Origin of the sequence: Bradyrhizobium manausense (assembly GCF_018130615.1) — a bacterium.
Classification (GTDB): domain Bacteria; phylum Pseudomonadota; class Alphaproteobacteria; order Rhizobiales; family Xanthobacteraceae; genus Bradyrhizobium; species Bradyrhizobium manausense_A.
The window spans coordinates 375,643-389,236 of the sequence record NZ_JAFCKB010000001.1 but is presented as its reverse complement, the minus strand read 5'-3'; the positions used below and the strand labels follow the sequence as shown (position 1 = coordinate 389,236).

Genomic DNA, 13,594 nt, shown 5'->3' with positions numbered 1-13,594 from the left:
GTGAGGGTATTGTCGTTTGATTCGCGCACGACGGGGGTCGTAGCGCGTAAATTCGTGCGGTCTTGGGGCAACTATGTCAGGCGTGATCGTGTCGATGCGTCGGACGCTGCTGTCGTGCACATCGTTGGCGCGCAACGGCTTGCTAGGAGGCGCTCTCGCAGCGCTGCTACCGGCTGAGCCGGCGAAGGCCGCCGACCTCGTCGACACACTCTCGATATTGCTGGATTTCAACCGGCAAGAGCTCGCGGTGCTGGCCACCGCGCTCGCTTTGCTCGGGTTCACGGTCGTGGCTGCGATCCTGCTGATGCGGACCCGCGTGCGCACGGCAAAGAACGAGGCGGCGCTGCTCGGCCGAATCAGGGAACTCCAGCTGCAGACCGACCGCTTCGGCGCCTTGCTGTTCGCCGAACCACAGATCCTGATCTCCTGGCCGGCCGGCGACGATCGCGCGCAGATCTCGGGCGACATCTCCATGGTGCTGCCGCGCGATTCGTCGCCGCAGCGCGTGCTGGCGTTTGGAACCTGGCTACCGCCGGAACCGGCGCTGCAGATGGATCACGCCGTCGACGGCTTGCGCGAACGCGGCGACGGCTTCCAGCTCACGCTGACCACCGCCAACGGTCATACGCTGGAAGCGATCGGCCGCGCCATCGGCGGCCAAGCCATTGTCCGGATTCGCGAACTCTCCGGACTGCGGCGCGATCTGGCCGAAACCAATCTGCGCTACAAGGCGCTCTCCGACGAAACCGAGATGCTGCGCGGCTTCGCGGCCGCGGCGCCATGGCCGATCTGGGCCAAGGGCGAGAACGGTGCGCTGACCTTCGCCAATCCGGCCTATGTGCGTGCGACGGAAGCGACCAGCGTCACCGACGCCCATGATCGCAAGCTCGAGCTGCTCGACAGCGCCGACCGCACCGCCATGGAGCGCAGCCTGAAGGATGCAGCGAGCTTCACGTCGCGGCTGCCGATCGTGATCGGCGGCGAGCGGCGCATGTATGACGTGCGGGCCGTCAATGTCGGCCGTGGCAGTGTCGGCGTCGCGATCGACGCGAGCGAGGCGGATGCGCTGAGTGCGGCGCTGGTGCGGATGGCGGAGGCGCATCGCCGCACGCTCGACCAGCTCTCCTCCGGTGTCGCCGTGTTCGACGGCCAGCGCCGACTTGCCTTCTACAATGACTCCTACCGGCGGCTGTGGGATCTCGACCGCACCTTCCTCGACGCCCACCCCGATGATTCCAGCGTGCTCGATCAGCTCCGCGCCGCGCGCAAATTGCAGGAGCAGCCGGACTTCCGTGCCTGGAAGGCCAAGCTGCACGAGGCCTATCGCGCGGTCGAGGCCGCCAAGGACACCTGGTACCTGCCCGACGGCCGCGCGCTGTCGGTCGTCACCACGCCGAATCCCGAAGGCGGCGTCACCTATCTGTTCGACGACGTCACCGAGAGCCTCGAGCTTGCCCGCCGCTTCGACGGCATGATCCGGGTCCAGCGCGAGACGCTCGACAGCCTCGCCGAGGGCGTCGCGGTGTTCGGCAGCAATGGCAAGGCGCAGCTGTTCAATCCGGCCTTCCTGCGGATGTGGAAGCTCTCGAACGACGCCATGCGCGAGGAGCCGCATATTCAGACCGTCGAGGGCTGGTGCCATCAGCTGTTCGACGATTCCACGGTCTGGCGCCAGATCCGCGAGGCCATCACCTCGATCGAGAACCGCGCCGACGTGCCGATCAAGCTGGAGCGCAAGGACGGCAGCGTGCTCGACGGCATGATCCGCCCGCTGCATGACGGCGCGACCATGCTCACCTTCCTCGACATCACCGACACCGAGAACGTCGAGCGCGCGCTGCGCGAGCGCAACGAGGCGCTGGAGGCCGCCGACCAGATGAAGGTGGATTTCGTCCACCACGTCTCCTACGAGCTGCGCTCGCCGCTCACCACCATCATCGGCTTCGCGCATTTCCTCAGCGATCCCTCGACCGGGCCGCTGACGCCGAAGCAGGCCGAATATCTCGACTATGTCACCAAATCGACCAACGCGCTGTTGGCGCTGACCAACAACATCCTCGATCTCGCCACCATCGATGCCGGTGCCATGAAGCTGGAACTCGGCCCGGTGGACGTCAGCAAGACCATCGAGCTCGCCGCGGAAGGTATCCAGGACCGGCTCGCCACCGACCGCATCCGCCTCAAGGTCGAGATTGCGCCCGATGTCGGCAGCTTCATCGGCGACGAGAAGCGCGTGGTGCAGGTGCTCTATAACCTCCTCGCCAACGCCGTCGGCTTCTCGCCGCAGGATTCCACCGTCGGAATCAGCGCGCGCCGCACCGAGCACAGCGTGGTCTTCATTGTGACAGATTCCGGACCTGGAATACCCGCCGACATGAAGGACAAGGTGTTCAACTGGTTCGAAAGCCGCTCCCAGGGCTCGCGTCATCGCGGCGCCGGGCTCGGCCTGTCGCTGGTGCGCTCCTTCGTCGAGCTGCATGGCGGCAAGGTGCAGGTGGATTCGGTCGTCGGCAAAGGCACGGTCGTGATCTGCGACTTCCCGACCGACCAGGCGGCGCATCGCGACGCCGCCGAATGACAGAACCGACCACATTCTCCGTCGCGCTCTACAACGAGACGGCCACCGCGCAATTGATGGCGGATCTCGCGCTGCTGGTCGGCCCCGGCGATACCATCACGCTCACCGGCGATCTCGGCGCCGGCAAGACAGCAGCCGCACGCGCGATGATTCGCTACCTCGCCGGCGACGACGAGCTGGAAGTGCCGAGCCCGACCTTCACGCTGGTGCAGGGCTACGAGCTGCTGGCGTTTCCGGTCATGCATGCGGACCTCTACCGCGTCGAGGACGAGAGCGAGCTCGAGGAGATCGGGCTGTCGCCCTTGCCGGATGCCACGCTGGTCCTGATCGAATGGCCCGAACGTGCGCCGTCGGCGATGCCCACGGACCGCATCGACATCGCGCTGACGCATCGCCCGGCACTGGGCTCGACTGCGCGCGCCGCCGATATCACAGGCTATGGCAGGGGCGCGGCGACTGTCGCGCGGCTGAAGACGCTGCGCGAATTCCTCGACGCATCCGGCTACATCGATGCGGCGCGCACGCGCATGGCTGGCGATGCCTCGACGCGTTCCTATGCGCGACTGCGCCGCAACGACGGCATCGTCATCCTGATGAACTCGCCGCAGCGCCCCGACGGTGCTGCGATTTATAATGGCAGGTCGTACAGCGCCGCGGTGCATCTTGCGGAAAACATCAGGCCATTCGTCGCGATCGATCAAGGCTTGCGCGCGGCGGGAGTCTCGGCACCCGCCATCCATCATTTCGATCTGGACCACGGCTTTCTGATCTCGGAGGATTTCGGCAGCGAAGGCGTGATCGAAGGCGATCCGCCGCGGCCGATCCCCGAGCGCTATGAGGCCGCGACCGACGTGCTGGCCATGCTGCATGGCAAGGCACTGCCGGAGACGCTGCCGCTGGACGGGCAGACCTACGCCATTCCAGCTTGGGACACCGAGGCGCTGCTGATCGAGATCGGCTTGATGCCGGAATGGTATCTGCCCGACCGCAACGCGCCGCTCAGCGACGAGAAGCGCGCGGAGTTTTTTGCGATGTGGCGCGAGCTGCTGAAGAAGCCGCTCGCCGCGCCGAAGACGTGGATCATCCGCGACTACCACTCGCCCAATCTGATCTGGCTCGCGGACCGTCCCGGTATCGCACGCGTCGGCGTGATCGACTTTCAGGACGCCGTGCTGGGACCGCACTCCTATGACGTGGTGTCGCTGCTTCAGGATGCGCGCATCGACGTGCCCGAAGCACTCGAGCTGACGCTGCTGTCGCGCTACATCAAGGCGCGCCGCGCAGGTGATGCGAGCTTCGATCCGGCCGGCTTTGCGGAGCTCTATGCCATCATGTCGGCGCAGCGCAACACGCGCCTGCTCGGCACGTTTGCCCGGCTCAACCGCCGCGACGGCAAGCCCCACTATCTGCGCCACCAGCCGCGGATCTGGACCTACCTCCAGCGCTCCCTCGCGCATCCGGCGCTCGGACATTTGCGCGACTGGTACCTCGCCAATGTCCCGCCGCCGCAATCCTGACTTGGAACGGTTTACCGGCTGTTAGCCATCGCACCGGTATCCTTCCCCGCAGGCAGCCGGATAAGTACAGGGCTGGAGCAAGGGCAGATGGCGGTCAAGACGGACCATCGTGGGAACAGTCGGGTTGTCTTCGAACGTGGGGTGCCGGCCCAGATGATGGGCATCGACGGCACCTGGCGGCGCGAATGCATCATGGAGGACGTCTCCGAGAGCGGCGCCAAGCTGACCATCGACGGCTCGGTCGAAGGCCTGCACCTGAAAGAGTTTTTTCTGCTGCTGTCCTCGACCGGACTTGCGTACCGGCGCTGCGAACTGGCCTGGGTGAACGGCGACCAGATCGGCGTCAATTTCCTGAAGGTCGGCGACAAGAAAAAGACGCGTTCCACAGCCGTCGGGGCGTGACGGCAACACCCGTCGCACAACCGTCACGGCGGGTGGCTAAGGCGGTTAAGACGCGGTGCGGCGGTCCGGCGCCCGTGCTAGGCTGCCGCGACGCAGAGATTTTCGAGGTTCGAGAAAGCGAAGGATGTCCGTCAAACCGACCAAAGCCATGGTGCTCGCCGCGGGATTCGGCCTGCGCATGCGTCCGCTGACGGATAAGATGCCGAAACCGATGGTGCCGGTGGCTGGCCAACCGCTGCTCGACCACGTGCTCGACAAGCTCGGCCAGGCCGGCGTGACGGACGCCGTCGTCAATGTGCATTACCTGCCGGACCAGATCATCGAGCACACTGCAAAGCGCCAGCATCCGCGCGTGACTATCTCGGACGAGCGCGACCAGGTGCTCGGCACCGGCGGTGGCGTGGTCAAGGCGCTGCCGCTGCTCGGCGATGCGCCGTTCTTCCATGTCAATTCCGACACGCTGTGGATCGACGGCGTGCGCTCCAACCTGGCGCGGCTTGCCGAAAACTTCGACCCCGCGCGCATGGACATCCTGCTCTTGATGGCGCCGACCGCCACCAGCATCGGCTATAGCGGCCGCGGCGATTACGGCATGATGCCCGACGGAGCCCTGCGCAAGCGCAAGGAAAAGGAGATCGTTCCGTTCGTCTATGCGGGCGCGGCGATCCTCTCGCCGACGATCTTCGAAGGCGCGCCGCAAGGCGAGTTCTCGCTGACGAAAATGTTCGACCGCGCGAACGAGCAGGAGCGGTTGTTCGGCCTCCGCCTCGACGGCGTCTGGATGCATGTCGGAACGCCCGATGCCGTGCGCGCCGCGGAAGAGGCGTTTTTGGAGAGCGTGGCGTAAGCTGCCCCAAACGTAGTGCCGGAGGGTGGATTAGCGTCAGCGCAACCCACCTCTTTTGTTTCAGCGGCGACAGAAGCGGTGGGTTACGCCAGCGGACTGCGCTTCGCGCGGCCGCCGTTTAACCCACCCTAGCCCACGAACAGCGGGGACGACTTCACCCCGCCCCATGACCATTCGAATCCGCCTCCCTATATTGCCCTGATCTCCGAATCAGGCGACCCATGCGCGTTTTCAGCGTTCCCCTCTCAGTTCCGTTCCTGCGCACCATCGTCTCCGCACTGCTGGACGGCCGGCTGGTCGAGGGATTCGAGGCGCGCAAGGAACCGGCGCGGCTGGCGGACGCCACGCTGTATCTGCCGACAAGGCGCGCCATGCGCGTCGTCCGGGAGATCTTTCTCGATGAGATGAAGGCCGATGCGGTGGTGCTGCCGCGCATCGTCGCGCTCGGCGACATCGACGAGGACGAACTCGCCTTCGCCGACGAGGGCGAGCAGTTTTCCGGCACCGCGCCGCTCGAGATTCCGCCACGGCTCGGCGAGCTCGAACGGCGCCTGACGCTGGCACAGCTCGTCGCCGCCTGGGCCAAAGGCCCGGTGCTGGCGCCGCTGGTGGTCGGCGGCCCCGCCTCGACGCTGGCGCTGGCCGGCGATCTCGCCCGCCTGATCGACGACATGGTGACGCGCGGCGTCGACTGGAGCGCACTCGACGGTCTCGTGCCCGATAACCTCGACCGCTACTGGCAGCATTCGCTCGAATTCCTGCGCATCGCCCGCATCGCCTGGCCCGGCCATCTCGCCGAGATCAACCGGATCGAGCCGGCCTCGCGCCGCGATCTGCTGATCGCCGCGGAAGCAAAACGGCTGACCTCGCATCCGCATGGCCCGGTGATCGCAGCCGGCTCGACCGGCTCGATGCCGGCCACCGCAAAGTTCCTGCATGCGGTGGCCTTGCTGCCGCATGGTGCCGTGGTGCTGCCGGGCCTCGACACCGATCTCGACGACGACGCCTGGCGCAGCATCGGTGGTGTGCGCGATTCACTCGGCAAGTTCGCGGAGCATCCGGCCTCCAACCATCCGCAATATGCGATGCATGCGCTGCTGGATCGTTTCGGCATCAAGCGCAGCGACGTCGAGATCCTGCAGCCGCCGGCCGACGGTGGCCGCGATCTGCTCGCATCGGAATCGATGCGGCCCTCCGCCAAGACGGAAGTCTGGCACGACCGGCTGAAGCAGCCCGATATCGCCGCGAAGATCGCCGGCGGCATGAAAAATCTCGCCGTGGTCGAGGCGCCCAATCCGGAAATGGAAGCGCTCGCGATCGCCATCGCGATGCGCGAGGCGCGGCATCTCGACAAGTCGGCAGCGCTGGTGACGCCCGATCGTGCGTTGGCGCGCCGCGTGATGGCCGCGCTGAGCCGATGGGATCTCGCCTTCGACGATTCCGGCGGCGACGTGCTGATGGAAACCGCGGCCGGCGTCTTTGCTCGCCTTGTGGCGGAAGCGGCGACGAAGGGATTGGAGCCGCCGACGCTGCTGGCGATGCTGAAACATCCGCTGTGCCGGCTCGGCCGCGCGCCCGGCGCATGGAAGACCGCGATCGAAGGGCTGGAGCTAGCGGTCTTGCGCGGCACGCGCCCGCCCGCGGGCACCGGCGGTCTCCTCCGCGAGTTCAACCGCTTTCGCGACGAGCTGGCAAAACTCTGGCGCAGCGAAGTTTCCGCGCTCCACAAGGCCGAGCCGCGCGCGCGTCTCAAGGCTGAGGATATCGACCGCATCCAGGCGCTGATCGACGCCTTGCAGAAAGCACTGGCGCCGATCGAAATCCTGGCGTCATCAAAGCCGTTTGACTTCGCCGAGCTCGCGCACCGGCACCGCGAAATCCTGATCGAGCTGTCGCGCGACGAACAGGGTGTGCCGTTCGCCCTCGAGGAGCGCGAAGGCCTCGCGCTCGCGAGCGCCTTCGACGATCTCCTGCGCGGCGGCACCACCAGCGGGCTGATGGTAACGCTGCCCGACTACGCCGAATTGTTCCAGACCGCGTTCAGCGATCGCGCGGTGCGAAGGCGCGATAAGCCAGGCGCGCGGCTGCAAATCTACGGCCCGCTGGAATCGCGCCTGATGCAGGCCGACCGGATCATTGTCGGCGGCCTGATCGAAGGCGTCTGGCCGCCGGCGCCGCGGATCGATCCCTGGCTCAGCCGGCCGATGCGGCACGAGCTCGGCCTCGATCTGCCGGAGCGGCGCATCGGCCTCTCCGCGCATGACTTCGCACAGCTGCTCGGCGGCGACGAGGTGATCCTCACCCATTCCGCCAAGGCCGGCGGCGCGCCGGCCGTCGCCTCGCGCTTCCTGCATCGGCTGGAGGCCGTCGCAGGCGATGATCTCTGGAGGGTGGCGGTCCGCGCGGGCGAAAAATACGTGCAGTTCGCGGCCACGCTGGACCAGCCCGCCGAGGTCACGCCGATCAAGCAGCCCGAGCCGCGGCCGCCGCGCGCGACGCGGCCGACAAGCATGTCGGTCACCGCGATCGAGGACTGGCTGCGCGATCCCTATACGATCTACGCCAAGTATGTCCTGAAGCTCGATGCGCTCGATCCCGTCGACATGCCGCTGTCGGCCGCCGATCGCGGATCGGCGATCCATGAGGCACTCGGCGAGTTCACCGAGACCTACGCCGCACATCTCCCCCCCGATCCCGCCCGGGTGCTGCGCGCGATCGGCGAAAAGCATTTTGCACCGTTGATGGAACGGCCCGAGGCGCGCGCGCTGTGGTGGCCGCGCTTCCAGCGCATCGCGCACTGGTTCGGCGAATGGGAGACCGCGCGGCGCGATGCGATCGAAGCCATCACCGCCGAGACCCGCGGCGAGATTTCGATCGCGCTCGACCACGGGCGCAGCTTCCGTCTCTCCGCGCGCGCCGACCGTATCGAGCGGCGCCAGGGCGGCGGTTATGCCATCCTCGACTACAAGACCGGCCAGCCGCCGACCGGCAAGCAGGTCCGCATGGGCCTGTCGCCGCAGCTCACGCTGGAGGCCGCGATCCTGCGCGAAGGCGGCTTTCCGGATATCGATGCCGGTGGGTCGGTCAGCCAGCTGGTCTATGTCCGCCTGAGTGGCAACAATCCGCCCGGCGAAGAGCGCATCCTCGAGCTCAAATACAAGCCGGGCGATGAGCCGCAGCCGCCTGATACGGCCACCGCCGAAGCGCGGGCCAAGCTGGAAGCCCTGGTCCGCGCCTTCGAGGACGAGAACCAGCCATACACCTCGCTGAACCTGCCGATGTGGACCAACCGCTACGGCGCCTATGACGATCTCGCCCGGATCAAGGAATGGTCCGCGGCCGGCGGATTGGGGATCGAGGAATGGTGAAGGCGCCCCGCCCGATTCCTGATGAAGTGCGCGCACGGCAGGCGCGTGCGTCGGACCCGACCGCCTCGGCTTTCGTGTCGGCCAATGCCGGCTCAGGCAAGACGCATGTGCTGGTGCAGCGCGTGATCCGCCTGCTGCTCTCGGGTGTGCCGCCGGAGAAGATCCTCTGCATCACCTTCACCAAGGCCGCCGCCGCCAACATGGCCGAGCGCGTGTTCACCACGCTTGGCCATTGGGTGACGCTGGACGATACGGGACTCGATGCGGCGATCCGCGCCGTCGGCATCCCGCATCCCGATCGAAAATTGCGACGCGAAGCGCGAAAGCTGTTCGCCTGTGCGCTGGAAACGCCGGGCGGATTGAAGGTGCAGACCATCCACGCGCTCTGCACCCGCCTGCTCCAGCAGTTTCCGTTCGAGGCCAATGTGCCCGCACGCTTCGCCGTCATGGACGACCGCGACCAGAACGACATGATGGAGCGCGCCAACCTGAAGGTGTTGCTGGAGGCTGCGCGCGATCCTGACAGCGTCACCGGCTGCGCGCTGCTGACCGCGATGGCGAGCGCCGCCGACGTCACCTTCAAGGAGGTCGTGCGCGAGGCCTGCCTGAGCCGCGACCATTTTATGGCCTGGACCGATGAGGCCGGCAATGCCGAGACCGCCGCTGCACAAATGGCGGCGGCGCTGGGCGTGGACGCAAGCGATCGCATCGAGGATGTCGAGACGGAGATTCTCGATGGCCCATACCTGCCGCGCTCGCGCTGGGACGACATCGCCTTTGCGCTGGAGGATGGCAGCAAGTCCGACAACGACCAGGCAAGCCGCCTTCGCGAGGCAAAGGTGTTTTCCGGCGCCGCACAGGTCGATGCTTATCTGTCGGTCTTCCTCACCGACGAAAAGCTGCCGCGCAAGGCGGTGCTGACCAAGAAATTTGGCGAGCACAATCCGTCCGTCGCCCGCCTGTTCGAGAACGAGGTGCAGCGCATCAGCGGACTGGTCGAGAAGCGCCGCGCGGTCACCATGCGTGACCGCACCGCGGCGCTTCTGCATATCGCGACTGCGGCGGCGGCAAACTACCGCCGCGAGAAGCAGGAGCGCGGACTGCTCGATTACGACGACCTCATCGACAAGACGCTGGCGATGCTCGACCGCATCTCCTCGGGCTGGGTGCACTACAAGCTCGACCGCGGTGTCGATCACGTGCTGATCGACGAGGCCCAGGACACCAGCCCGCGGCAATGGGACATCGTCGCGCACATCATCTCGGAATTCACGGCCGGAGAAGGCGCGCGCGAAGGCCTGAACCGCACCGTGTTCGCGGTCGGCGACGAGAAGCAGTCGATCTTCTCGTTCCAGGGTGCTGCCCCGCACGAGTTCGACGCACGCCGCCGCGAGCTGCATCGCAAATTCACCGCGGCCGGGCTGAAGTTCGATCCGGTCGCCTTCACCTATTCGTTCCGCTCGGGCGCGGCGATCCTGCACTCGGTCGACCACGTGTTCCGCGAACCCGCGATCTACAAGAGCATCCATTCGGTCGAGATCGGTCATCCCCTGCACAATGCACTGGCCGATGCCGGCCCGAGTGTGATCGAGCTGTGGGATCTCGCGGAGGCCGACGACCGGCAGGAGATCGAAGGCTGGCGCGCACCGTTCGACGGCGTCGCCACGACCAGCCCGGAGGTGAAGCTTGCGCGCCGTATCCAGGTCGAGATCAAGCGGCTGGTCGAAAGCGGCACGCTGACCGGGCACGAAGGCGAGCGACGGCCGCTACGCTACGGCGACATGCTGATCCTGGTGCGCCGGCGCGGTAACGCGTTCGATGCCGTGATCCAGGCGCTGAAGCACGCCAATGTTCCCGTCGCCGGCGCCGACCGGCTCAAACTGACCGAGCACATCGCGATCATCGATCTGATGAATCTTGCCGACGCACTGCTGCTGCCGCAGGACGACCTCGCGCTGGCGGTGGCGCTGAAGAGCCCGCTGTTCGGTCTCGATGACGATGATCTGTTCAGGATCGCTCACGACCGCAAGGCATCGCTGCGCTGCGCGCTCGGCGAGCACGCCGCTGGAAGCGAGAAATTCGCAACCGTATTGCGGCGCCTCGAAGCCTGCGAGATGCGCGCGCGCGACGAAACGCCGTTTGCCTTCTATGCCTGGCTGCTTGGCGGCGATGGCGGCCGCGCGCGGATCCTGCGCCGGCTCGGCCATGAGGCCAATGACGCGCTCGACGAATTCCTGGAGCTGGCACTGAACTGCGAGCGCAAGGCACCCGCCTCGCTGCAAGGCTTCATGGCCTGGCTGCGCTCGGCCGACACCGAGGTGAAGCGCGACATGGAGATCACGCGTGACGAGGTGCGGGTGATGACGGTGCACGGCGCCAAGGGACTGGAGGCCTCGGTCGTGTTCATGGTCGACACCACATCGTCGCCCGCAGACTCGCAGCGGGTTCGGCTGATCCACGTCCCGCGCGGCAATGGCGGCGAGATCGTGGTCTGGGCCGGGCGCAAGGCGGACGATCCCAAACCTGTCGCCGAGGCGCGCAAGGCGATGCTCGAGGAGACCGAGGACGAATATCGCCGCCTGCTCTATGTCGCGATGACGCGCGCGGCCGACCGGCTGATCGTCGGCGGCTGCATGCCCGGCAACATGAGGACGGTCCGCAAGCTGAGCTGGTACGATCTCATCGACACTGGGCTCACCGGCTCGGGGCTGGAGAAGGAGACGATCGAGACAGCGCTCGGCAAGGTGACCCGCTTCGCGCGACCTCAGGATGTCACGGCGCTCGGCACGCCCGCGACGACGGTCGACCAGACGATCGCGCTGCCGGACTGGCTGCGGACACCGGCGCCGCGCGAGACCATCGACGACGATCCGGTGCGCCCATCAGGCCAGGCCGCCGAGGAAGGCCGCGTGGTCCGGACCGGCGAATCGGTGCAGTTGCGCGCGCTGGCGCTGCAACGAGGCACGCTGGTGCACCGCCTCCTGCAATCGCTGCCCGACATCGCCGCCGAGCGCCGGCGCGAGGCTGCGCTGGGCTTCATGACCCGCAACGCCGCGGACTGGGCCGAGGCCGACCGCGTTGCGCTCGCCGACAAAGTGCTCGCCCTGATCGCCGAGCCACGCTTTGCAGCCGTGTTTGCCGCGGGCAGCCGGGCGGAGGTCGCCATCGCCGGCAAGCTCGACCGGCCGGGGCGGCCACCGGCGCTGGTGTCGGGGCAGATCGACCGGCTGGTCGTTCGCCCGGACGAGGTTTTGATCGTCGATTTCAAGACCAACCAGGTGGCGCCCAAAAGCGCGGCGGAGGCGCCTGCCGCCTATGTCCGGCAGCTCGCGCTGTACCGGGCCGTGCTATCGCGGCTTTATCCCCAAAAGCCCATCCGGGCCGTCCTGCTCTGGACCGAGGCCCTTGAATATATGGAGATTTCAGCCCCCGCGCTGGACGCGGCGCTGGCATCCCTTCATGTCGGCGTGAGCGTCCTTGACCCGGCAAGGGGCCGTTCATAGGTTGACCGCATGATCCCGGGCGCGATTCCCATGCGCGCCGATTCTTTCAACCGAGTGAGGTACTGCAATGGCCGTTAGCAAGGTTTCCGACGCCGATTTCGAAGCCGAAGTGCTCAAGGCGAACGGCCCCGTGGTCGTCGATTTCTGGGCCGAATGGTGCGGCCCCTGCCGCATGATCGCTCCCGCGCTTGACGAGATCGCCGGCGCGATGGGCGACAAGGTCAAGATCGTGAAGCTCAACGTCGACGAGAGCCCGAAGACCGCGTCGAAATACGGCGTGATGTCGATCCCGACCCTGATGATCTTCAAGGGCGGCGAGATGGCCTCCCGTCAGGTCGGCGCCGCGCCGAAGGCGAAGCTGCAGCAGTGGATCACCTCCGCGGTCTGATCCACGTCGCAACCAACTGAGACTTCTGCAACGGCCGGCCTTTCGCCGGCCGTTTTATTTTGGGTCGACCTCATGGCCTGCGACGAGCGCCTGAAACATCGCGACCAGCCGCTTGGTGTCGGAGGCCAGCGGCTCAAAGAACGCTGCATCGGCGTCTTCAACCGCCACGACGGCTTTTCGGGCAAGATCGCGCCCTGCCTTGGTGACGGTGATCGCCTTGGCGCGCGGATCCTGGGGATGATCGATCCGCTCGATCAACCCTGCTGCTTCCAGCGCGCGCAACACCTGGGACGTGGTCATCGGATCGATGCCGCTGAGCTGGGACAGCCGCGCCTGGGTCAGCGTTTCCTCGGCGCCGAACCAGGTCGCGGTCGCCAACAGCACGAATTGGGAATGGGTGATCTCGTAAGGCTGAAGCGCCACCCGCAACCGGCGTTGCCAAGCGTTCGATATCTTCCAGAGCAGGAAGCCCGGGCTTTCGGCGGGGCCGGACAGACGGGTCGGGAGCGGCGGCTTCGTCATCGGGTCCCCTCGGCCAGTTTGGACAGGCTCGCGAGCACCTCGGGGAAATCGGCGGAAACCGCAGGGCCAATCTCGGCGGCCTGCGGCCCACGGGCATCGACGGCGTAGACAATGCGGGTCCGTGCGGGTCCAAGCGGCTCGATGCGATGGGTGACGAAAATGGCGAGGTCGCCGACCCGTGTTTCGTCGACGAAGCAGACGTTCTCGCGCACGTCGACCAGTTGCGAGCGCAGCGCCTCCTCGCCGGGAGGCTTCATGGTGAACCAGGTGCCGGTCTCGAACGGCCCGTCGATGTCGATCTGCTCGATGCCCGCGTTCCAGTTCTTCCAGGCTGGGACGTCGCGAAAGATGCTCCAGATCGTCTCTGCGGCTGCCGACGTCTCGATCGCGTATTCGCTTCGCCAGCTGTTTTCGTCGCTCATGGCATGACCTCCCATTTAATATGCACGCTTATAATAAGCGCGCATAC

9 protein-coding genes are annotated in these 13,594 nt (G+C 66.5%); 7 read left to right on the top strand and 2 right to left on the bottom strand.

Annotation, left to right across the window (positions count from 1 at the left end; genetic code table 11):
* The first annotated feature begins 73 nt into the window (after positions 1–73).
* From JQ587_RS01880 to trxA, 7 genes are all read left to right on the top strand, one after another.
* Positions 74–2,578, top strand: coding sequence for a PAS domain-containing sensor histidine kinase (locus JQ587_RS01880; RefSeq protein ID WP_212424248.1), 2,505 nt, complete (start codon positions 74–76; stop codon positions 2,576–2,578).
* Positions 2,575–4,095 carry a tRNA (adenosine(37)-N6)-threonylcarbamoyltransferase complex ATPase subunit type 1 TsaE gene (tsaE, locus tag JQ587_RS01875; protein ID WP_212424247.1) on the top strand — a complete coding sequence of 507 codons (1,521 nt, stop codon included), beginning with the start codon at positions 2,575–2,577 and terminating at the stop codon, positions 4,093–4,095. The genes JQ587_RS01880 and tsaE overlap by 4 nt, the downstream gene beginning before the upstream one ends.
* Positions 4,096–4,182: 87 nt before the next feature.
* Positions 4,183–4,497 carry a PilZ domain-containing protein gene (locus JQ587_RS01870; RefSeq protein ID WP_212302009.1) on the top strand — a complete coding sequence of 105 codons (315 nt, stop codon included), beginning with the start codon at positions 4,183–4,185 and terminating at the stop codon, positions 4,495–4,497.
* 124 nt (positions 4,498–4,621) lie between these two features.
* Positions 4,622–5,344, top strand: a complete 723-nt coding sequence (locus tag JQ587_RS01865; protein WP_212302008.1) for a nucleotidyltransferase family protein — start codon at positions 4,622–4,624, stop codon at positions 5,342–5,344.
* Positions 5,345–5,565: 221 nt separating this feature from the next.
* Positions 5,566–8,712, top strand: a complete 3,147-nt coding sequence (addB, locus tag JQ587_RS01860; RefSeq protein ID WP_212424246.1) for a double-strand break repair protein AddB — start codon at positions 5,566–5,568, stop codon at positions 8,710–8,712.
* On the top strand, positions 8,706–12,215 hold the full coding sequence (gene addA / locus JQ587_RS01855; RefSeq protein ID WP_212424245.1) for a double-strand break repair helicase AddA: 3,510 nt from the start codon (positions 8,706–8,708) through the stop codon (positions 12,213–12,215). Before addB ends, addA begins: the two co-directional genes overlap by 7 nt.
* A gap of 67 nt (positions 12,216–12,282) precedes the next feature.
* On the top strand, positions 12,283–12,603 hold the full coding sequence (gene trxA, locus JQ587_RS01850; protein ID WP_008540017.1) for a thioredoxin: 321 nt from the start codon (positions 12,283–12,285) through the stop codon (positions 12,601–12,603).
* 54 nt (positions 12,604–12,657) lie between these two features.
* Here trxA and JQ587_RS01845 read toward each other — a convergent pair whose 3' ends face one another.
* Together JQ587_RS01845 and JQ587_RS01840 are read right to left on the bottom strand one after the other, a co-directional pair.
* Positions 12,658–13,125 carry a MarR family winged helix-turn-helix transcriptional regulator gene (locus JQ587_RS01845; protein ID WP_212424244.1) on the bottom strand — a complete coding sequence of 156 codons (468 nt, stop codon included), beginning with the start codon at positions 13,123–13,125 and terminating at the stop codon, positions 12,658–12,660.
* Positions 13,122–13,547 carry an SRPBCC family protein gene (locus JQ587_RS01840; protein WP_212424243.1) on the bottom strand — a complete coding sequence of 142 codons (426 nt, stop codon included), beginning with the start codon at positions 13,545–13,547 and terminating at the stop codon, positions 13,122–13,124. Before JQ587_RS01840 ends, JQ587_RS01845 begins: the two co-directional genes overlap by 4 nt.
* Positions 13,548–13,594: the final 47 nt, after the last annotated feature.